This is a genomic window from Evansella cellulosilytica DSM 2522 (assembly GCF_000177235.2).
GTDB lineage: Bacteria > Bacillota > Bacilli > Bacillales > Salisediminibacteriaceae > Evansella > Evansella cellulosilytica.
Genome location: NC_014829.1, coordinates 1319125 through 1340580 on the forward strand (window position 1 = coordinate 1319125; position 21456 = coordinate 1340580).

The 21456-nt window shown below is 36.6% G+C and carries 20 protein-coding genes; 17 read left to right on the top strand and 3 right to left on the bottom strand.

The features are described from left to right. Nucleotides 1–13: 13 nt before the first annotated feature. From BCELL_RS05910 to BCELL_RS05955, 10 genes are all read left to right on the top strand, one after another. The gene (locus tag BCELL_RS05910; RefSeq protein WP_013487766.1) at nt 14–1459 is read left to right on the top strand and encodes a DEAD/DEAH box helicase; all 1446 of its coding nucleotides are present in this window, start codon (nt 14–16) and stop codon (nt 1457–1459) included. A 42-nt stretch (nt 1460–1501) separates the two neighbouring features. Then, nucleotides 1502–1681, top strand: a complete 180-nt coding sequence (locus BCELL_RS05915; RefSeq protein WP_013487767.1) for a hypothetical protein — start codon at nt 1502–1504, stop codon at nt 1679–1681. 968 nt (nt 1682–2649) lie between these two features. Further along, a complete protein-coding gene (locus tag BCELL_RS05920; RefSeq protein WP_013487768.1) occupies nt 2650–3405 on the top strand; it encodes a hypothetical protein in 756 nt (251 codons plus the stop codon). A 55-nt stretch (nt 3406–3460) separates the two neighbouring features. Next, nucleotides 3461–4183 carry an AAA family ATPase gene (locus BCELL_RS05925; protein WP_013487769.1) on the top strand — a complete coding sequence of 241 codons (723 nt, stop codon included), beginning with the start codon at nt 3461–3463 and terminating at the stop codon, nt 4181–4183. A 186-nt stretch (nt 4184–4369) separates the two neighbouring features. After that, nucleotides 4370–4654, top strand: coding sequence for an insulinase family protein (locus BCELL_RS05930; RefSeq protein ID WP_280967006.1), 285 nt, complete (start codon nt 4370–4372; stop codon nt 4652–4654). A gap of 532 nt (nt 4655–5186) precedes the next feature. Beyond that, nucleotides 5187–5912: a hypothetical protein gene (locus BCELL_RS05935; protein WP_013487770.1), complete on the top strand. Its 726-nt coding sequence runs from the start codon at nt 5187–5189 to the stop codon at nt 5910–5912. 207 nt (nt 5913–6119) lie between these two features. Then, nucleotides 6120–7019, top strand: a complete 900-nt coding sequence (locus tag BCELL_RS05940; protein WP_041808145.1) for an Rpn family recombination-promoting nuclease/putative transposase — start codon at nt 6120–6122, stop codon at nt 7017–7019. Between the two features lie 94 nt (nt 7020–7113). Then, a complete protein-coding gene (locus BCELL_RS05945; protein ID WP_013487772.1) occupies nt 7114–8241 on the top strand; it encodes a CAP domain-containing protein in 1128 nt (375 codons plus the stop codon). A gap of 305 nt (nt 8242–8546) precedes the next feature. After that, a complete protein-coding gene (gene dagF / locus BCELL_RS05950; protein WP_013487773.1) occupies nt 8547–9290 on the top strand; it encodes a 2-dehydro-3-deoxy-phosphogluconate aldolase in 744 nt (247 codons plus the stop codon). Nucleotides 9291–9377: 87 nt separating this feature from the next. Continuing rightward, nucleotides 9378–10073: a M23 family metallopeptidase gene (locus BCELL_RS05955; RefSeq protein ID WP_013487774.1), complete on the top strand. Its 696-nt coding sequence runs from the start codon at nt 9378–9380 to the stop codon at nt 10071–10073. Nucleotides 10074–10345: 272 nt separating this feature from the next. Here BCELL_RS05955 and BCELL_RS05960 read toward each other — a convergent pair whose 3' ends face one another. Then, a complete protein-coding gene (locus BCELL_RS05960; RefSeq protein ID WP_013487775.1) occupies nt 10346–11413 on the bottom strand; it encodes a TraB/GumN family protein in 1068 nt (355 codons plus the stop codon). Nucleotides 11414–11866: 453 nt separating this feature from the next. Here BCELL_RS05960 and BCELL_RS05965 point away from each other — a divergent pair, with 453 nt between their 5' ends. The 5 genes from BCELL_RS05965 (at nt 11867) to BCELL_RS05985 (ending at nt 16325) form a co-directional block, all read left to right on the top strand. Further along, a complete protein-coding gene (locus BCELL_RS05965; RefSeq protein ID WP_013487776.1) occupies nt 11867–12187 on the top strand; it encodes a YrdB family protein in 321 nt (106 codons plus the stop codon). Between the two features lie 36 nt (nt 12188–12223). Continuing rightward, complete coding sequence (locus BCELL_RS05970; protein WP_013487777.1) at nt 12224–12796, top strand: hypothetical protein; 573 nt, start codon at nt 12224–12226, stop codon at nt 12794–12796. 262 nt (nt 12797–13058) lie between these two features. Continuing rightward, entirely contained in the window at nt 13059–13841 is a 783-nt protein-coding gene (locus tag BCELL_RS05975; RefSeq protein WP_013487778.1) for an MFS transporter, read from the top strand. Nucleotides 13842–14057: 216 nt separating this feature from the next. Continuing rightward, nucleotides 14058–15227, top strand: coding sequence for a DUF418 domain-containing protein (locus BCELL_RS05980; protein WP_013487779.1), 1170 nt, complete (start codon nt 14058–14060; stop codon nt 15225–15227). A 330-nt stretch (nt 15228–15557) separates the two neighbouring features. Continuing rightward, entirely contained in the window at nt 15558–16325 is a 768-nt protein-coding gene (locus tag BCELL_RS05985; RefSeq protein ID WP_013487780.1) for a hypothetical protein, read from the top strand. 54 nt (nt 16326–16379) lie between these two features. On the opposite strand, the gene BCELL_RS05990 is transcribed toward BCELL_RS05985, so the two are convergent. Next, nucleotides 16380–17129, bottom strand: coding sequence for a DUF4181 domain-containing protein (locus BCELL_RS05990; RefSeq protein WP_013487781.1), 750 nt, complete (start codon nt 17127–17129; stop codon nt 16380–16382). A 260-nt stretch (nt 17130–17389) separates the two neighbouring features. Here BCELL_RS05990 and BCELL_RS05995 point away from each other — a divergent pair, with 260 nt between their 5' ends. Both BCELL_RS05995 and BCELL_RS06000 read left to right on the top strand, forming a co-directional pair. Beyond that, nucleotides 17390–18679 carry a serine hydrolase gene (locus BCELL_RS05995; RefSeq protein WP_013487782.1) on the top strand — a complete coding sequence of 430 codons (1290 nt, stop codon included), beginning with the start codon at nt 17390–17392 and terminating at the stop codon, nt 18677–18679. 188 nt (nt 18680–18867) lie between these two features. Further along, nucleotides 18868–19422 carry a hypothetical protein gene (locus BCELL_RS06000; protein ID WP_013487783.1) on the top strand — a complete coding sequence of 185 codons (555 nt, stop codon included), beginning with the start codon at nt 18868–18870 and terminating at the stop codon, nt 19420–19422. Between the two features lie 592 nt (nt 19423–20014). On the opposite strand, the gene BCELL_RS06005 is transcribed toward BCELL_RS06000, so the two are convergent. Further along, nucleotides 20015–21055 (bottom strand): ATP synthase beta subunit C-terminal domain-containing protein, encoded by a 1041-nt coding sequence (locus BCELL_RS06005; RefSeq protein ID WP_041808673.1) that lies wholly within the window; start codon nt 21053–21055, stop codon nt 20015–20017. Nucleotides 21056–21456: the final 401 nt, after the last annotated feature.

Sequence of the window (21456 nt, forward strand, 5' to 3'; positions counted from 1 at the left end):
ATGGGGTTAGGGTATGAGTATACGTAGTTTTGATGAATATCAGTTAAGTGAGGAAATACATCGAGCAATTACATTAATGAAATATGAAAAGCCAACAGAGGTTCAACGGGAAGTAATTCCTCTAGCGATGAACAAGGAAGATCTCGTAGTCAAATCTCAAACCGGAAGCGGAAAGACGGCTGCCTTTGGAATCCCTATCTGTGAAATGATGAATTGGGAGGAAAGAAAACCTCAAGCGTTAATTCTCACACCAACAAGAGAACTTGCCGTTCAAGTTCGAGAGGATATCGCCAATATCGGTAGATTTAAGTTGATCAAGGCCTTGGCTGTGTATGGAAAAGAGCCTTTTGCGAAGCAAAAAGAGGAATTGAAACAGAGAAATCATGTTGTTGTTGGAACACCTGGACGGATGCTGGACCATATAGAAAGAGAAACCTTAGCGTTGGATGAAATAAAGTATCTCATTCTTGATGAAGCAGATGAGATGTTAAATATGGGTTTTATCAACGATGTAGAAGAGATTATGAAAGCACTCCCAGCTGACAGAGTGACGATGGTGTTTTCTGCAACGTTGCCGAAAGATGTGGAGGACCTTTGTCATAAATATATGGAAAATCCTCAGCATATTGAGATAGCGTCTTCAGGGATTACTACTGCTTCTATTGAACATCACTTAATGGAGGTTAACCCAAAAGGGAAGTTAGCGCTCCTTAAAGATATAACTGTAGTAGAGAATCCAGACAGTTGTATTATTTTTTGCAATACGAAGGAGCATGTAGATACGGTGTTTTCCGAACTGGAACGCGCTAATTACTCTTGTGAAAAACTTCATGGTGGATTAGAACAAGAAGACCGTTTTTCCGTCATGGATGGGTTTAAGAGGGGGAATTTCCGTTATCTTGTGGCGACGGATGTAGCAGCTAGAGGAATTGATGTGGACAATGTCACGTTAGTGATCAACTATGACGTTCCCATGGAAAAAGAAGGGTATGTTCACCGAACAGGGAGAACAGGCCGTTCTGGTAATAAAGGAAGAGCGATTACGTTTGTTACGCCAAATGATGGGAAGTACCTTAAAGCGATCGAGAAGTACATTGGTTTTTCCATACCAGTCATGGAGGCACCTAGTGAAAAGGATGTTTCTGGAGGGAAATCTGCTTTTGAGGAAAAACTAAGTGGCCGTCGAGTTGTTCGAAATAATAAGACAGCACGGGTAAGTAAGGATATTATGAAGCTTCATTTTAATGGTGGAAAAAAGAAGAAGCTTCGACCAGTAGACTTTGTAGGAACGATTGCTAATATTCCTGGAGTGACCGCAGAGGACATTGGGATCATCACGATCCAAGATACGTTAACTTACGTTGATATTCATAATGGAAAAGGTTCGTTAGTGTTAGAAGCAATGGAACATACAACGATCAAAGGAAAGAAACTGAAGGTTAGCTTAGCTATTAAATAGCTGTATATGTAGAGGCGTTCAATAAAAAGGAGTTGCCAACCAATGAGGTATTCACAACCGCAAATGAACAAACTGATTCAAAACAATAAAGAACTGCAACAAAAGTTGAAGGCGCTAATGGCGGAGCATGACTTGGAGAAGATTTATGCCGTGAAAGCCTTGTACCATGCGGAAGTGGCAGACGGAGGGAAGTATCAGAAAGATTATCGTGCACTTGATTAAGACAGAGAGGCAAATGGGGACGGTTCGGAACCAGTGAAAAAGTACTTGCAATTAGAGAGCCTCCTAATAAATATAAGGTTTATAGAATATAGGGGTTGAAGAGACCTATGCAAACTCGCTTTCCGCGGGCGGCTGGTAAGCCTCCTCTATGCTGCGCATCTTCGGGGTCTTACCTCTGCCTATACTCCCGCAGGAGTCTCGTTTGCTCCAGTCTCATCAACTCTTTCTCTAATTAGGTACTCTGAATAATCATGCAACAATATATAAATTTCTACACTTTTTCAGCGGTCTCGGACGGTTCTTACTTGCCAAATTATAAAATTGCATACTAGAGGTTCGGGACTTTTTTCTGCAGAGTAGAACCGTCCCTATTAGCCAATAGTGAGTTTAGTCTTTGATTTTTAATAAATGATATATTTTGGCAAACCGCTTGAAAAGGTGGGAAGCAAATTTGGTTCCCTTAAAGAACTTTTACAATATTTTGATGGATGAATTCCTTTCAGTACATTAGATGAAAATGAGTATAATTAATTATTAAATAGAATCCAAGAAATTGAAAGTGATGAGAGGAACTCTGGTAGTCCAATAATAGATGCACATATTTATGGGAATTATTTTAAAGATGTGTTAAGCCCTAAGATTCCTAAGAGAAAGTTTGAATATTTGACAAACAATTATAAATTACCTTCTGAAGGTTATTTCGTTGATCCATCAAATAATTTTACCGAGAGATTAAGACAAATTGCAATGGTCTGGAAATGGACATTTATGGATGGTTAATCAACCCATTGAAACAATCAATTAAATCCAAGATTGTTAAGGTCATATCACCTCAAGGAATACCACATATGTTGACCACAGAATATAATCCGCGCGAATATAAGATTCGCTAAGTAATGGGGGTAACTAATTTTCCTAATGAAGGAGAAATAATACCATTTGGATAAACTTTTAATAGAGGAGAAGTCATGAGAAGATTATTTGAGTTCTATTTACTCTTCATAAAGATTGTAGTAACTAATAAAGTCGCATTTCTATGGACTCTCATATTTCCGATAATATATATTTTATTGTTTAGTAGAATTACATTAAGTAATGGATTTGATGATAATTCTTTTATAGAAACTATAGCAATGTTTTTTAGCTATATTATATTTGTTGTTTCAATAAATGCTAGTTTAAGTTTAATTTCATTGAGGGAAACCGGATTTCTGAAAATGTTCTTTTTTATTACTGGCTCCAAGATACCTATTGTCTTTGGACAAATTTTAGCTCAATTATGTTTTTTATATATAAATATTATCATAGTATCATTAGTATTCTTTTTTTTATCAGGTGAAAACTTATATTCGCTTCTGCAACTAGGCTTATTAGTAGTAACAATTACCTTTATTCCGATAAGCCTTTTTAATTTATGGATTACTACTTTACCCATTAAAAATGAGTCCATCATTCCAATAATGAATATAGCTGTTTTCCCTTTGATTATTATAGCATTTTCTGTTAATTATACAGATTACTTAATATTAGACTTTTTTATATCATTTAACCCAGTAAAATTTATTCATAATATTACAATTTTCATAGCAAACAATATTGGTATTACATCTGTGGGTAATAAAAATGCTAATAATTTTTTTATAATTAATACTATAACATATACATTGATAGGCTTACTTATGTTGAGGTATTTTAAGATAATATCTGTTGTGAAAAGAAATTAATTGTATTAATTAAATTGAGATCTAAAAGTCTAATAAACATTTTAGGAGAGTAAATATGATTGAGATAAAAAACTTGAATTTTATGTATAAAAACACAAGTGAGAAAATACTTGATGATATGTCATTAAAGTTCTCAAGTGGAAAAGTAAATGTAATAATTGGTCATAATGGTTCAGGGAAGACTACTCTTTTGGATATTTTGTCAGGTGCAATTAATAGACCTAGTGAAGTGTATAATGCTCCGCCACAAAAAGATATAGTTTACCAATTACAAGGGGTTCTCTTTCCATTATCATTAAAGGGAAAAGACTATGTAAGAATTTACATTAATACAGATCATAAAAAAAAATCAAATAACGATTTATATAATACTTTGTTAGAAGAATGTATTAATGATAGGGAAAGGTATATGCTGAAAAAGCTTTGGCACCTTCCTTTTGGAGCGATGTCAGTAGGAGAACGTAGATGGCTTACAACAATTTCGATATGTCTTCTCGATAGAGCATTATATATTTTTGATGAGCCAACGTCGGGTGTTGACCCAGAGGCGAGAGTAAATATATTAAGGCGAATTGATAAGCTGAGTTCTATCGATGATAAACTAATTGTATTAACAACCCATACACTTCATGAATTTAAATTCATAAAGTGCCAACTTTATGTAATGTCTGAAGGTAAAATAGTATTTGAAGGTTCTTATGATGATTTTCTTAAAAATGCTAGAACTGATAATCCGGATAAAGCATTTGAAATAATTATTAATAGGAGGGAACACTAGAAAGTGGGATAAACAGAAATTATTAAAAAGTCAGGTATATTATTTCAACAAAAATATTATAAAGCAATGTCAGTATGTATAGTAGTCAAAGTTGATTCAGTAATGGAAGGTGAGTTATCTAATGGGATTTCACACTTCTTTAAGAATAAAGAGTGATAATAAATACCAATTACCCAATTCGTTGATATTACAGGTAGGTTTATGAGAGCTTTTACATCAAAAGAATTTACTACGTATAATGTAAAGGAGCTACCTGAATATTTCTTGGAGATCTTTGAAGAGTTACTTAAGGTTATTTATAATCCTAAATTTATAACAGAAGATCTTGAAATGGAAAAAAATCATATCACATTAGATAAATCAGTATCTGATAGATTCAGAAGAACAAATAAAAATATAGGGCTTTCAAAAGAGGCCACTGAAAAAGTAGAAATCATGATATTTTATTGTATTAATATTCAATATATCTAAATATATAATAGGTTGATGAGACCGGAGTAAGCGAGGTAACTGTTTCCTCTACTAAATTATGCTTCGTAGCGTATCCGTCGAGACAACTCGAAGCACTAGCGAAGAAGCATCGCTCGTTCCTGCGGGAGAAAAGGCAGGGGTGAGACTACGTATCAAGTAGGCTCACCAGCCGCCCGCGGAAAGCGAGTTTGCACAGGTCACATCAACTTCTATATTCATTTAACCTTATATTTATTAATCTATACTTAAAGGGTAAGTACTTTTTCACTAGTCTCGGACGGTTCTCGTGCTTCCTATTAGTAATAACTACAATTAGGGAGCATTAGAACCGTCCCCACGTCACTCCCTTGTTTTATCACGTTTTGCGAGTGAATAAGACAGTGGAACCCCACTGTCTTGAACCGTCCCTATTTGCCGCCCCCCTGAAACGTTCAAGAAAAAGACATACATCCTTCATTTTTTGGGAGGAGATTATTACGATATTTGTCGAATCTCCATGTGAATAAATAATGAGAGGCTGGTGGTTAATGAAATGAAGAGAGAAGAGGGAACTTTAGTGCATTTTACCCAATCGGAAAAGAATGAAAAAGTTTTTCGCCATGACTATGCTGTTTCAGAAGAAGTTCAGAAAGTGATGATTAATGAAGTTACAAACAAATTTAGGAACTATGTCTTTGGAGAATTTTTTTCCACATTTGTTCCGGTCTTGGTGGAATACATGGATGAACATGAGATTAGAATGGAAAAACATCGCTCTATGCTTTTAAACCTTTTTTGGTGCCGTCTGTTGTATGAGTCTAGCCTAATAGACACGATTAGTGTTGTGGAAGAATTTATTGAAGAGAACTATGATTTGATGAAAAAGAAGCCCATATTATTACCATGGTTAAGGGAATGGGAAAAAGCGGTTCCAAAATTTTATTTTGTAGGTCATATTTTTCACAATGGCTATTTTGTTGTAGTAGATATTTTAACGAGAGAGACGACAGAAGTATTGATGCTTGACCCTGAGGCTACGCCACCAAGAAAAGGGGAGATTGTTTTCGGAACGTTGATTCCCTTAGGCAATGGAGACTACTTTCCTATTGTTGATTTTTATCATTTTGACTATCAAGCTAGAGAAGCAATGGCTTCTTGTATGATGTATCACTTTGATAACTTCTTAAAACATGATACGATGCACGATGCATTCCACCACGTTCTTTCAATCATGCTACAAATTGAAAGAAAAATCTTCTTAGACAATCACCAAAATTAATCTTCAAGTAAAATCACTTCACTCGCAAACTTCTCTTTGAATTAGAGCCGGATCAATAGAGTATAAGAGCTTCCTTAGTGGACAAATTGAATCGAACAATATTTTTCCAATAAAAATTAAGAAGGATTAGTAATCATTCTTGATTTAGCTCTATGTATCGTAATATAATGCAGATAAAAGACGGAACATATGTTCTCTGAAAGGGGCATGCTCGGGATGAGTACTGATCATGATCGGTTATTTAAAGAGTTAATTTCTACATTCTTTGAGGAGTTTATCATGTTATTTTTTCCTGAGGCTTTTGAACACTTAGACTTTGAGAATCTTCGTTTCCTTTCACAAGAGTTATTTACTGATGTCACAGAAGGGGATAAGCATGTTGTAGACCTTTTAGTAGAAACGAAATTAAAAGGAGAGGATGGTTTAGTCATTATTCATTTAGAACCACAATCATCTTCACAGAAAAAGTTTAATGAGCGCATGTTTATATACTTTAGTCGTATCTATCAGAAATACCGACGCAAAATTCTTCCTATTGCCATCTTCACTTATGATACTACTCGAGATGAACCAGATTCTTTGACACTTCATTTCCCATTTGCAGATATTCTTCAGTTTAATTACCTCATTGTTGAGCTAAAAAAACAAAATTGGAGAAGCTATATTCGCGAGGATAACCCAGTTGCAGCAGCACTTTTAAGCAAAATGGGGTATACTAAAGAGGAGCGAGTTGAGGTTAAAAAAGAGTTTTTTAGAATATTAATAAGGCTAGAATTAGATACAGCTAGAGAAGCATTACTTACTGGATTTTTTGAATCATATCTAAAATTAAATGCTCAAGAGGAGAGTCAATTAATAAAAGAGGTGAAAGCTATGAACCCAAAGGAGGGTGAAAAGATAATGGAAATCATGACTTCTTATGAAAGGAAAGGTATAAAACAAGGGTTAGAACAAGGCATAGAACAAGGCAGGGAGCAAGAAAGGCTAGAAGTTGCAAAACGAATGTTAGAAAAAGAGAAATCGATTGATGAAATTATTGAGATAACTGGGCTATCGGGAATAGTTGTAGAGAAGTTAAAGAAAGAATTTCCTTCAAGGAAACAGTAATGCAGTTATGCCCCCCCTTGTCTTAGCTGTTATATGATTATAATGTAAAGTCTACGGCAATAACTAATATAAAAAATAGAATTGGAGAATTGTTGTGAGACGGTTTATTTTATTGATTATGATTGTTTTTCTTGCCTATGTGTCAAAGCCGTTATGGGAAGAGCACGTACAACAACTTGATCCTACAACTATTATGGAATCTTTTTCTTCTAAGGTGAATGAGATAAAAGAAGATGAAGCGTTTCTGGCATTGATGGATTCCATAACCCAGCAAATCGATTTGTTACTAGACCCTACAGACGGCCCACGAGAAGAACGAGATGTATTTGAAGACATCGCAGCGCCTGAATTGGCGGAGCCAAGAGAACAACCTTTTTCCATTCATAATGTGGAAATAGGAAATACAAGAGCAGAAGTAGAGGAGATTATCGGCAGAAGTCCAAATAGAAGCACGTTAAATGAATATGGGGGTAACTGGAACACATATCATCATGACTATCAGAATTTTATTATGGTGGCGTATGATGAGGATGATATCGTTCGGGGTCTGTATACGAATCAGGATTTGATTGCTTCTTCAACAGACATAAGTTTAGGTAGTTCCATGCAGTTCGTTCAGGAACAGCTTGGAACTCCTGAATCTGTGATTCGATATGGAACTTTCAACTATCAACTCACAACTAACGGTGAGTATGATGTGTTTCATCTCGACAACAAATATGTCACGATTTTTTACGATCAGCATGAAAACAAAACGGTTACCGCAATGAAAGTCATTGATGATGAATGGGTGCGTAACAAAACTGGTTTATATACGAAACCGAGCCAACAGCTGCAAGAGGGATTTGAATATCAGTTGTTTGATGTGACGAATGCTACTAGGAGAAATCATGGTTTGCCTCTTTTAACTTGGGATGAGCATGTGCGAGGCACGGCCCGAAAGCATAGCCTAGATATGGCAGAAAACGAATATTTCAGTCACACCAATTTACAAGGGCAATCGCCATTCGAACGAATGAAAGAAGACAACATACAGTTTATGATGGCCGCTGAAAACTTGGCATACGGTCAAATCAGTAGCATTTTTGCGCACGAAGGACTAATGAACTCCATAGGACACAGAGAAAATATCCTAAACAAAGACCTTCGTCGTTTAGGTGTTGGCGTAGCGTTCAATGATGATTCAAAACCATATTATACGAAGAAGTATTTTAGCAGCTAGAATTTATGGTTCCTGTCACCAGTACTGCAAACTTATACAGTACAGGGGGCAGGAACTTTATCTGTAACTAAAATATTCTGAAAGTTCAATAAAATATTCACGTTAATCATTGATTCGAGATAATCTCAGTGTTATCTTAACATTATAATGTTAAATCGGACGTACTAAGAAAAACTGTTGGATTACTTTAAATACTCGGTGAATATGCTGCAAGACAAGACAAGGCTCTTTTAATATCGATCCCCATCAAGCTAAGACATCTTTATGTTTGCAACAAAAATACAAGATTAATAGGAGAATATAACATGTCAAACATTGCAAAGCGTTTTTATAAAGGTCGTGTTGCATTAAATGTGTTAGCAAATAGTATAGAAAATGCCAAAGAGGTTTTCGAAGCTGCAGAAGGCTATGTTTTAGTAGGGGTTCTTTCAAAAAATTATTCAACTGTAGAAGAAGCCGTAGTTGCAATGAAAAAATATGGAGAAGAAATTGACGAGGCGGTTTCGATTGGTTTAGGTGCAGGTGATAACCGCCAAGCTGCTGTAGTAGCAGAGATTGCAAAACACTACCAAGGAAGTCATATTAATCAAGTATTCCCGGTAGTTGGGGCAACGCGAGCAAATGTTGGTGAAAAAACAAGTTGGATTAATAGTTTAGTATCCCCAACAGGACGTGTTGGATATGTCAATATCTCAACAGGACCGATTAGTGCTGCACAAAGTGAGCATGCGATAGTACCGATTAAAACCGCCATTGCACTAGTTCGTGATATGGGTGGTGATGCACTGAAATTCTTCCCGATGAAAGGTTTAAACTGTAAAGATGAGTATCGTGCAGTTGCAAAGGCATGTGGAGAAGAAGGATTTTCGTTAGAGCCAACGGGTGGAATCGACAAAGAGAACTTTGAAATGATTTTACGTATTGCTTTAGAAGCTAACGTTCCGAAAGTTATTCCTCATGTGTATTCATCCATTATTAATCAGGAGACTGGGAAAACAAATGTTGAGGATGTTCGTGAGCTACTAAAAACGATGAAGCAATTGGTGTAAGACAGAGGGACAGGTACCTTGTCTTATCTGGTTTCGTAAGTGAATAAGACAGAGGGACCTGTCCCCCTTGTCTTGCCGGGGGAAGTGATGATGATTGATACACGTGAGCCGATAATTGTAGAGTTTCCTATGAGAGGAGAATGGCTTTCTCCGAACACTCCAGGATCGAGAATTCCGAGTCATGGTACAAACAAATTTGGATCAAGGTATGCTTATGACTTTATACAAGTGGATTGGGAAAGAAAGGGATGGCCTGCTTATCGCGTCAGTTTGTCACAATACCTTCTTTTTGGAGTGCCTCTACATGAATATTATTGTTGGGGTCAGGAAGTATATGCACCTTGCGATGGGGTTATTGTTCAAGCAGAGGATGGTTATGAAGAACGAGCACGAACGAATTTACTTTCTGATATGTCTAATGCCTATAAAAATGCCCGTTATTTCGATCCGAAAAAAGACGACGTACAATCAGTTGCTGGCAACTACATCATTATGAAATGTGGTGACAATGTATATGCTGCGTTAGTCCATCTTCAAGTAGGCTCTATTAAGGTCTCAGTTGGACAGAGAATAAAAAAAGGTGAGCTTGTCGGAAGAGTGGGCCATTCAGGTAATTCCTTTGCTCCACATTTACATTTTCAGCTTATGGATAGCAGTGACATCAATACTGCAAACGGGCTGCCTTCCGCTTTTGAACAGTATGAAGTATTTAGAGATGGTGAGTGGAAAAAACAATTTAATTGCATTCCTTCAAATAAAGATAGGATAAGGTTTCATTCATAATCTCTTTTTTAAAGGTCAAAAAAACAACAATTCCTTTAGCAGGGGAATTATCTGGATTAGACAAGAGTGAATTTGAAAAAAAAGAGAGTAATTGGTTATTTTGGAAACAATGACCGTTTCTAAGAACAGACTAAAAACGAGCTTTACCAAGCTCGTTTTTAGTTTTTTTCTTTATAAGATTGTGATTAATGGGGTATAAAGCAATGGCGCGCCCCATTATGTATGTTGGTGAGGCTTCTGGCAAGGAAGAACCGTCCCTATTAGCCTTTCATTTAACCGCCTGCTGCTGGTACGACATTATATCCTTGCTTGGTAAGTAAATCTACAACACTATTTTCACCAACAAGATGCATGGCACCGACAACAACAAAGTAAGTGTCATTATTGTCTCCAAGAATAAACTCTTCAATTTTCTCCGCCATCTTTACATCACGATCGTCAGTAAGTGCTTTAATATATTCTCTGTACTCTTCAGTAGCATCGTCGCCCACATGTCGCATGGCACTTATTGCTTCTATATCGCCATCGATCCACAGCTCCATTAACAAACTTAATTCTTCAACGCCTTCGTCAAATTCTTCTATGGACTTGGCGAGGTCTGCTGCCTGAGCTTCGTCAGACATGGTTTGGATGACTTCTAATTGCTCCCTCATTGTTTCCAGTGCAATTATCTCCATACTATCGTCGGTGGCCCTTTCTAGAAAGTATAAATCAATCCCATACTCTGTTTGGAGTCCGGCCTCTTCTACCATGGCAGTAGTCAATAAATCCTTAGCTACCCAAGGTTTCATGTAGTTAAGGACCGTTTCATTTAATGGTAGTCCATATTCAGAGGTTAAGCTTACAAGACCTTCAAAAGCTTCCTCGCCGAGCTTGTTCTTTAAGTTTCTACCATCTAAAAAGATACCGTCACGTATGGCTATTGCCATCGCTTCCAATTCATTGATGTTAGAAATGTCGACTTCGACGGCTATATAGTCCGACTCTGCAAAGGCCGATTCGATAGAGTCATGTAGAGGATAGAGGTCTTCTACACCGACATGAATGGATCCGAATAAATATACGGTATTTGAGCCTTCTTCTATTTTGTAGAATACTCCTTGTGGGTGAGCGGAGGAATCCTCTAATAGTTGAACGCCAGAATCGGATTCTGTTGGAGCTGCTGTCTCTGCATCTTCACCATCTGGGCTCTCTTCATCAACTCCCTGCTCATCTGAATTCTGATCATGTTCTTCGACTTTCTCGTCCTCGGATACCATATCCATTAATTCGGGAATGTCACATGCAATTAATCCTAATGCTAAGAGTATAGAAAAAACAAAAACGATACAATTCTTCAATGAAACAACTCTCCTCTCGTTTTACAAATAACCCCATCTTCCAGTTAAGGGAAAATTAGTTAAAGTCATCTAAATCATACTATTAATCACATACATTTGAACCTATAAATGGAACTAAATGGGCATGGTTCCTATTTACTGTATTTTGTAAAAAACTGTAAAGTGTGTCGATTCCTTAACACGTTTAGGAAGGTTAGATTATATCTTATTACCTAGTTATATTTGTCGGGGAAAGAATCTGTTTTAACCTTGGCAGCTTTTTCTCTGGCAAGGAAGAACCGTCCCTATTAGCCGATATATTTTGATTGACAATAGCTAGTGGTTGGAATATAAAGGAATTAACTGTTAAAAAATACTAATTTTATGAGTTTGACTAACTAAAGAGGGTGTCTATGGGTCAAAATTTATGTGTCCTTGACACGCTTCTTATAATGGGGTGTAAACAAGTTGTTTATGAATCTCGTATTACGGTTTCTGTTGGAAGTATGTGCTATTGTGGCAGTTAGTTATTGGGGGTTTGTTGTTGGAAAAGGAATGGTTTTCAAAATACTACTAGGTATTGGTACACCCTTGTTGATCATGATAATATGGGGACTATTTGGTTCCCCAGCAGCACAAATACCTTTAACAGGGGGTTATCGTCTGTTACTTGAGATAGCAATTTTTGGATGTGCGATTTTAGCACTGTTAGCTGTCTCTAAATCTACATTAGCATTTATCTTCGGAGCATTAGTTATAGTCAACAAAATTCTAATGTATGTATGGAATCAATGAGACATGTCAGCATTAACAAATAAAGGAGGAATGTGAATGGAGAATGCGTTTCGTATCCAATTAGGTGGGGTTATGTCTATCATTGCAGGTTTCTCTCTTGCTACAGCTCACTCTATCAATCTGCTGTTTTCAAATGGCGAAGGTATATTAATAGGACAAGCTATTGTATTTATTGCTCATCTTCTTATTGTTTTTGCGTTTTTTGGATTTCATGAATTACAAAGAGATAAAAATGGTATTTTCGGATCGCTAGGTATGATTTTAGGTGTGATCGGTACGATTATCGTAACGGCAATTGTGTTTGTTGAAATGGCGGGCGTTTCAAATGTTAATGTGGATGAAATATTTGCAGTAAGTGTGAATCACTTTATTTACTCGTTTGGTCCACTGCTTTTTGTAGTAGGTATGATCTTCGTTGGTATTTCAATGATGAGAGCGAGAATATTTCCAGCTGTAGTTGGACTACTACTTATTCTTGGAACGATTGTATTTGCGCTAGGAACGGTAGCTGGAGCCTTAGAATCTATCATCTCAACAATCGGGGCAATCATTACTGGACTTGGGTTTATATGGGGAGGATATTTTCTTTTTAGGAGAAGTGTTATGTAATTTATTGTTCCTGCCCCCCGTACTGTATAACTTTACAGTGCTGGGGGGCAGGGATTTTTTTCTTGTTCTTCTTTGGCAAGGAAGAACCGTCCCTATTAGCCAAAAAAAAGTGTAGAAATTGAAACTTTATCACTATAAAAAACGTATATAATTTGGAAATATAGGAACAGGTTGGAATTCGTGGGAAAATATAAGTTTTTCACTTAGCGTTTTTCGTCCCAATACTTCCAAATACATAGATGGATAATTTAGGAGGGATTTTATGGTTTTTATATTGATGATCATTTTCATGCTTCCGTTTCTTATATTGTTGTGGCAACAGCACTATGTGAAAGAGGGGAAGCGAGAGAAGGTGAATGTAAAATTTGCATTGCTGCTATTCTCTTTGTTATTTCTTGCAAGTTTAATAGGACAAATTTACTTTTTAATGCAATATGATCTTCCATTATATGTAACTGGTGAACAATATTTGATAGGGCTTCTTATGGTTGCTTTTTCACTAGGACTCATTGCTATCATTAACATAGGAGTAACGATTTGGAGCAAGAAGAAGAATATGCCCAAAGGGGCTTATAATAGCAAGTTAGTGTGGAAAGTTACTGGAGGAATAGGTGTCATTGTCTTACTATTCATCTTTTGGTTTATGCCATTTGCTGAGAAAGCATCATATGTATTAGCTTTCCATAATGCCGTGGATGCAGTGGCACAAGCAGATGAAGAAGAAGAATTTTCTATAGTACTCGTTCGTTCGGAGAGAGATTGTGTGAGACGTTGCGCAGGTAGGAAATACGATAATCATTTTTATATTAGTAATAATTCAGAGGGGAAAAAAGAAGTAGAGTTTCTCATCCGTGCATTAGATGAAGAGCAAAATGAATTAAAAGTAATCGAATCCTCTCTCATGAGAACCGATCCAGGTGAAATACTTTTATTAGAAACAGAAGAAACAAATACAGATTCTAATGTATGGAATAGGTATTCTTTTCAAACAGATGACGCCGTATATTATTTTCAGTATGATTATCACTATCGCAATGCTGAATAAGTTTCCTTTTTTTATATAAAAGGGATGGATTCTAGTGCACGAGGGACTAGAATTCATCCTTTTACCATTTTTTCTTGTAGTTATATTTGTTTCAAATGAGAACCTTTTTTCTAAAGCTTGAGAAATAAAGTGGATTTAATGTAGCTATAGAAATTTTGCTACTAAAAATAAATACGTAAATACTTTTAAAGATTACTATAAAAGGTGTGTTTTCTGATGTCAAAGAGAATTTTAGTCTTAGATATTGCCCGGGGAGCTGCGATATTAGGGACGCTAGGGACGAATATTTGGATTTTTAGTAATTTAGGAAATTATGAAGTCTTATTAGGGACGGAAACGACAAGTGTTTTTACACTAGATCTAATTTTAGAAGCAATTGTTTTATTTTTTACAAATGGAAAGTTTTTAGGTCTATTAACGATATTATTTGGAATTGGGTTAGAGTTAAAACGTCAATCTTATATTAGAAATAACAAAGAAAAGCTGTGGATTTGGGTGTACATATGGGGGATGCTTCTACTCCTAGCAGATGGGTTCCTTCATTATTTATTTGTCTTTGAGTACGATGTGTTAATGGGCTATGCCATAACAGGAATCATTGTTGCACTACTAATAAAATGTAAAACTAGTGTAATTAAAACAGTGACAATTACTTTGGGAGTTATACATATTGTTGGTATTTTACTATTTTCTATTTTAATAGAGATTATTATGAGAGTGGACGAATTTAGAGAAGAATTTCTCATGATGATGAATGAAATATCTTATGTTTATCTCACAGGCTCCTATTTTGATCAAGTTCTGCTTCGCTTAAATGACTTTTGGGGGATGAGAGGAGAAGCAATTGCTATCATCCCGATGAATATTTTGTTATTTTTATTCGGTGTTTATTTAGTAAGAAAAGGAATCTTTAGGCAATCACCAGAAAGCATACAAGCGAGAAAGAAATACTTATTTTGGGGTTTAGCTATAGGTATACCACTAAATGCGCTTATGTTTATTCCGTTGTTTTCCCTGGGGGTTATTGTACGTTATCTATTTGCCCCTTTAATGGCGCTTGGGTATTTAATGGCCTTCCATTGGTTGGTGGAAAAACGTCCGGATCGTTTTATACTCCGTAGGCTTTCAGAAGTAGGGAGAACTGCACTAAGCTGCTATATGTTACAAAATATAATGGCTTCAATTATCTTTTATGGTTGGGGGTTTGGTCTAGGGGGAAGGGTTAACGCACTACAAACTATTGCAATTTTAGCTTTCATTTGTCTTTCTATGATGGTCTTTGCACACCTATGGTTGAAAAAATTTAATCATGGTCCATTTGAAATAATATGGCGGTGGCTAACGGCATTACCTTTTAATCAATTAAAGAATAAAAAAGTAGGTTAGCTTTTTGATCGGATGCGGTTTTTGTGGTCAATTTTGTTAAGCAAAGGAAATATATGAATAAATTATCTATAAAATAAACCATTTTTTTCATATCGTTTACTAATTAGTCTAGTCATCAATAACCTGAACTATTTTACTAATAACGAATTCTCACTATGGTATTAAAATACTAATGGATAGAGTGAGATTAAATAGAATGCGAATATAATATAAGACTAAATTACCTTTTTTTTCATATTATGGAATTTTTAGTGTAATTATAACGAGGGATCTTATAAAATATCTATGTTGCACAGGAATCCTATAAGAAATAAGAAGGTGATGGGAAAGTTGAAGCGTATAGTAATGTATTTTTGTTTAGTTGGATGTTTAATTGCACTTGCAGCTTGTAGTAATAGTAATCAAACGTCTGGGGAAAGGGTAGATTTGATTGACAGTAACGAGTCTGAAGAATTAGGAACAGATGAAGTTCTAGAAAGCGAAGAGACAGTAGAGAATTCTGAAGATGAAGAATCAAGTACGTCTGATGACGTTGATAGGGTGGATAATGAAGATTCTGAGTTTGAAAGATTTGAATATGAAGGGGCTTGGCCAGGGGTTGGTATCGAAGTTGATTCGCCAGAAGAAGCGTTAAAAGGTGATTTAGAACTATTTTTTGAAACCGTAATTGATGAGTTAGGGAATGAATACGTCTTTCGGTTAGGATCTGTTATGAGGGCAGTAGACCAACAGATGACAATTCCCATTCATTATAAATTCTTTATGGATGATACTCCCCAACGTATTAGGGACTTAAAGAGATTGACTTTAGAAACTGATGAAGCAGACTTCATTCGCCAATATTATTTACAAGCGATGGAAATTCATTTAGAAGCTGTTGAAAATATCCATCCTCACATTGATGATATTCATAATGATACTCATGATGAACATGTAACAACAGAGTTTTATGACAAAATTCTTGAAGGATATCATTACTTAGCTCTATCTAGTATACAAATAATCAAGATTGCAGAAGAGACAAATGTTCTCGACATCAATGAGATGAATGATTTAGAGGATATGATTGAGGAATATTTAATGGAAAAAAGGTTATAGCTTCTAAGAAAGACTAAAAACGAGCTTCAAGCTCGTTTTTAGTTTTTCTTATGGTTACTCCTCGGCGAACTCGTTAAATAATTGCTCTGCTTCTAGTTTTGTTTCGGCAGGGAAAGCAAATGTTATACTTGAGCGTCCATGCTGAGTAAGGTTAATTGCGGAAGCTTTACCAGCTAATGAACCAAAGTTTCTTGTCGTCCAAATTTCCCCATTACTAGATCCTTCTTTTTCTGACAGATAAAAAGAGCGTTGTTTTCCTGATACTTCAAGTTGAGTTTTCCTAGCTGTGGAAACCCAAAAAGTGCTCTCATCAATTTCTAACTTCCCTACAAATAAATGCCCTAAAATTAAATTAGGTTCCATTTTACCATATACCTTTACATCTACAGGCTCACTTATTTCGCCATTCTCAGAATACATATATCCAGTATGGACGATATGGATGTCTTTCGGTAATAGGAAAAAGATAGACATAATAGTTAACAAAGTAATCATAATAGAGTACATAAAACTGGTGATGTACTGTTTTGATTCTCTTTCAAACAACCACTCCATTATTGTTCGAAAGAAAAGTATGACAGCCACAGCTCCTAAAGTATAGAGGTACAAGTAATCTTGTATAAAGGAACCAGGATAAATCCATATGAGTAGAATAAATACAACAAAAAAGATTATTTGAACATACTTGTGCAGCTTATTAACTGGTTCACGACTCCAGCGTCTTTCAAGGTTAAACTTCCTGTGAATAAATCGATCTAAGATAATCCAAAGAATAAAAAATAATAGAAAATAAATAATAGGCACGCAGCATTCCCTCCCACATCCCTATTATACAACTCATTAATAAGAAAATGAACTTTTTATGGGTGATTTTTCCAATGGAAAGGATCGACAGCACAGCACTACAGTTCGTTAATCTATACACGAATGGGAGAATAGAACCAATCATTCCGTCCTTCCTGTATTAAAGGAAAACACTGTATGAAAATTGAATAAGATAATAAGTAGACTTTTTTCAACTAGTTCGATTTCATAGTTTCAGTATGATAGAGAGGAGATATACGATGTATTTATATTTATGGATCGTTTTTATAGGATTCATACTTTTTACCGCGCTGCCGTTATTTTCTGCTAAACACAGAACGGTGTGGAAGGTGGTTCAAGTTGTTGTGGTCACTTTTTCCATTATCCTCGCGGTGTTTGTCATTGAAGTCCTACAAATCCCGCCACTTCCAGTAATCATTTTCGTTGTTATCGTGAGTTTTCTAACGGACAGGTCTACCTATACGAAGACAGGTGCCATTATCGTTAGTGTGATTGTTATCCTTATTGGTGGGGCAGCCTATTACATATTTCATGATGATCCGGACTATGTACAGAAATACATAGACAACAATCCTGATCTCGCTTCCATGCATGTGAGTGTAGACGGAGAATCGATCGTTAGCGAAGGGGCAGATATGAAACGTCCTCTCGCTAGCGTAGTAAAGACGATTATTGCGATCGAATATGCGAACCAGGCGACTAAGGGTACAGTCGATCCAGGGGAGCTCATTGCATTAGAAGAGCTTGAAAAGTTCTACCTTGCCAATACGGATGGCGGCGCACACCCCGCATGGCTCGATGAAATGAGCGCTTCAAATAAAATAGTCAATAATGAAGTCCCTTTACATGAAGTGGCTAAAGGAATGATCATGTTCAGTTCCAATGCAAACACCGATTTTTTAATAGAAAAATTAGGTGCTGATTCGATAAATCATGTTATAGAAGCACTAGACCTTGAAAATCACGACCCAGTCTATCCAGTTGTTTCTGCATTGCTAGTATCAGAATTTGTAAATGAGCAGCACGATGGAAGCTTAAGCAGTGACGAATTAAAGGAGCTGCTCCAATCGATGTCTCTTGAAGAATACAGGGAAATAGCGTGGGAGGTTCACGATGAGCTGAAGGAAGGAGAGGCCGACTTTTTCCATGAGAGCGTTTCTATCCCGATGGATTTGCAGAAAATATGGTCTGATCGTCTGCCGAATGCAACCGTGAAGGATTATGGAAAGGTGATGAGAGCGATTTCCGATAATACAGCCACCGTTCCTGGTGGTGAGGAAGTTCTCCGAGACGTGATGGAATGGCCTATGGAACTTCATGCATCCAATCGGGAAATGTATGCACATTTCGGCGCGAAAGGTGGTTCAACTGCTTTTGTACTTAACCAAGCGCTTTATGTGGAAGATCATAAAGGGAAAAAAGTGGAGCTGATTATTTTTACAGAAGGTTTTTCCTTTATTGAGCAAATAAAAATTAGCCGAAATATGAATGCTTTTTTAATTCAAGTACTTGATGAGAATTTGGGCTAAAAAGGCTAATAGGGACGGTTCCGGCTTGCCGGAACCGTATCTTTCTTTATAAAGATAAGAAATATAAAACAAAGCAGTGGAACTTTTCTGCAGGCGTACTAAGGGCAAATGAGAACCGTCCCTCTTAGTAGTCCCTCTTAGTAATGATTAACTCCGTTTTGGGTATTCTAAAAATGGAGGGTATGTATATGATTGTCTATTTTGGAGCTATGAGAGAATTTGAACACGATAATAAAGAGTCATTGGTTCAAAATGAAATAAATAACATTGGTACGATTGGAGTTTGGTTTACATCTGATATCAATTCAGCTAAAGCCTATGCAATAGGGACTGAGAAAGTTTTTGAACAGTCGGATACGGAATTTTGGGAGGATGGAGAGCCAAAGGTCATAGAAGTCGAAAGGCAAGTTATGGGCTTTATTTATAAAGCTTATATTCATGAACCTCAACTTAAAATATATGAGTCTAATACCTTTGATAATTATGAGTTATTTATGAATGATCGTGACGTGTTTTGTGATTATTTTAGTAAAAAGAAAAGAAAACTTACTTGGAAAGATCATGCTATTTTGTTAAATAAGGAAGAAGCGAACATGAAGTTTCGTAACCATCTTATTAGACAAGGATACGAAGGTTTTTTAATTCCAAATTGTAAACAACAGCATGGTGAAACTGAATTAGGCTGCCTTTTTTCTGTTGATGCATTTCATATTTCAGAAATTATCCCAGTTGATGCAATATAGGCTAATGGGGACGGTTCCGGCTTGCCGGAACCGTTTTTCATATTCAGTTGGCTAAACGTAGCTAAGCGGGACGGTTCTTGTTTGCCAGGAATATTATATTGGACGATATTTATTATCTTTCTAGTTCTTTGAAGGAAAGACTGGCAAACGATAGAGAGTTCTTGCAAATGAGAACCGCCATTCTTGGTAATGTTGATAATTTGGCAAATAAGAACCGTCCGAGACCGCTGAAAAAGTGTAAAAATTAATATATTGTTGCATGATTATTCAGAGTACCTAATTAGAGAAAGAGTTGATGAGACCGGAGCAAACGAGGTAACTGTCTCTTCCTCTACGAGCATATGCTTTGAAGCGTATCCGTCGAGACAACTCGAAGCATTAGCGACGAAGAAACGCTCGTTCCTGCGGGAGTAAAGGCAGAGGTAAGACCCAGCAGATGCGCAGCATAGAGGAGGCTTACCAGCCGCCCGCGGAAAGCGAGTTTACATAGGTCTCTTCAACCCCTATATTCTAATAACCTTATATTTATTAGGAAGCTCTCTAATTGCAAGAACTTTTTCACTGGTTCCGAATCGTCCCTGTTAGCTTTCGTCTAGATTTTTCCTATAAAAGTCAGGTTTTCAACGCTGATGGAATCTTTTTCACCGTCCAAAATTTTTCTTATATCATCTAGGGTTTCTCGTAGGTGAACAGTTTCTCCTTTTTTACCTGTAAACTCCTCTGCAACATAAAATGGCTGTGTTAAATAGGCTTCTAGCCTTTCACCTCTGTGATACGTGTCAACTTCTGAAGCAGGTAGCTTCTCTATACCACTAACGGAGACTAAGGAACGGAGTTCTCGATACCTTCTTAGTAGCTTTTGTGCACGCTGCTGGACAACTAAATGATTTTGTTCTAAATATCCGCCTTCTAGGATGGAAGATGTAGAGTAAATAGGATTAACTGCAGGATACTTCCGCCTAGCCGCTAAGTCTGCATCAAACTGCCACAGGGTTTCCAATGGGCCAAAAGGCAGATCTTCATCCACCGCTTCCCCCTTAATATCTATTAAAAATGTTGTTATAGTAACACCGACATTACTTAAACGCTCTTGAAGTTGGTGAATATCCCCTGATATGACGTTAGAACGATCTGCTGCAAAAGCAATGTCCTTTTCTTTACCTAAAGCCACTAGTTTTTCATATGCTTCATCTACAGAATGGACCTGTACATCAACTTCTACGGTAATATCATTAATCTCTGGGTTCTCTCCAGATGGAACTAATAATACAGTAGTAAACCCTCTCTTTTTTAAACGATGAAACATTTCTGCTAAAACAACTAACTGTCCCATACCAAATCTGGCTACTAAACCGATTGTCCCTCCCTTTGTTAAAGGAGCAAAGGCATCAAGTGTTTTGATTCCAGTTTCAATCATCTCCATCTTCTCCCCTCTAATAATTAAATCATCCAAACTACATTCTGCTAAAGTTGCGAGAGCCACTAATGTTTTTACTTCTGCTCGACCAATTGGGATCTTTCCAGTACATAAATTTGAGACAGTTGCAGGTCGCAAACCAACAGATCGGGCTGCTGCCGTTAAATTTGAAACTTTACGCCTTAATAAAGGAACATTTAACTGGATATTTTCCAAATTTTCCATTTATTCACCTCCTTTTACTTTATATAGTAAATGCATTTACGTTTAAAAGCAATAGTTAATTACTCTTCATAGTAATTTTTTTATTTTATAAAGTAATTATGAGTGTTGGTGGTGATAATTGGGACGGTTCGAGACCGCTGAAAAAGTGTAAAAATTAATATATTATTGCATTATTATTCAAAGTACCTAATTTATAGATTTATAGAAAGAGTTGATGAGACCGAAGCAAGCGAGACTCCTGCGGGAGCAAAGGCAGAGGTAAGACCCCGCAGATGCGCAGCATAGAGGAGGCTTACCAGCCGCCCGCGGAAAGCGAGTTTGCATAGGTCTCTTCAACTCCTCTATACTAATAACCTTATATTTATTAGGGAGCTCACTAAATGCAAGTACTT

Bases quoted from the DNA above. Each gene is read 5' to 3' on its own strand.
- BCELL_RS05955 (WP_013487774.1), top strand. From the start codon at position 9,378: ATGATGATTGATACACGTGAGCCGATAATTGTAGAGTTTCCTATGAGA.
- BCELL_RS05910 (WP_013487766.1), top strand. From the start codon at position 14: ATGAGTATACGTAGTTTTGATGAATATCAGTTAAGTGAGGAAATACAT.
- BCELL_RS05970 (WP_013487777.1), top strand. From the start codon at position 12,224: ATGGAGAATGCGTTTCGTATCCAATTAGGTGGGGTTATGTCTATCATT.
- BCELL_RS05965 (WP_013487776.1), top strand. From the start codon at position 11,867: ATGAATCTCGTATTACGGTTTCTGTTGGAAGTATGTGCTATTGTGGCA.
- dagF (WP_013487773.1), top strand. From the start codon at position 8,547: ATGTCAAACATTGCAAAGCGTTTTTATAAAGGTCGTGTTGCATTAAAT.
- BCELL_RS05975 (WP_013487778.1), top strand. From the start codon at position 13,059: ATGGTTTTTATATTGATGATCATTTTCATGCTTCCGTTTCTTATATTG.
- BCELL_RS05940 (WP_041808145.1), top strand. From the start codon at position 6,120: ATGCTCGGGATGAGTACTGATCATGATCGGTTATTTAAAGAGTTAATT.
- BCELL_RS05980 (WP_013487779.1), top strand. From the start codon at position 14,058: ATGTCAAAGAGAATTTTAGTCTTAGATATTGCCCGGGGAGCTGCGATA.
- BCELL_RS05995 (WP_013487782.1), top strand. From the start codon at position 17,390: ATGTATTTATATTTATGGATCGTTTTTATAGGATTCATACTTTTTACC.
- BCELL_RS06000 (WP_013487783.1), top strand. From the start codon at position 18,868: ATGATTGTCTATTTTGGAGCTATGAGAGAATTTGAACACGATAATAAA.
- BCELL_RS05915 (WP_013487767.1), top strand. From the start codon at position 1,502: ATGAGGTATTCACAACCGCAAATGAACAAACTGATTCAAAACAATAAA.
- BCELL_RS05925 (WP_013487769.1), top strand. From the start codon at position 3,461: ATGATTGAGATAAAAAACTTGAATTTTATGTATAAAAACACAAGTGAG.
- BCELL_RS05920 (WP_013487768.1), top strand. From the start codon at position 2,650: ATGAGAAGATTATTTGAGTTCTATTTACTCTTCATAAAGATTGTAGTA.
- BCELL_RS05935 (WP_013487770.1), top strand. From the start codon at position 5,187: ATGAAGAGAGAAGAGGGAACTTTAGTGCATTTTACCCAATCGGAAAAG.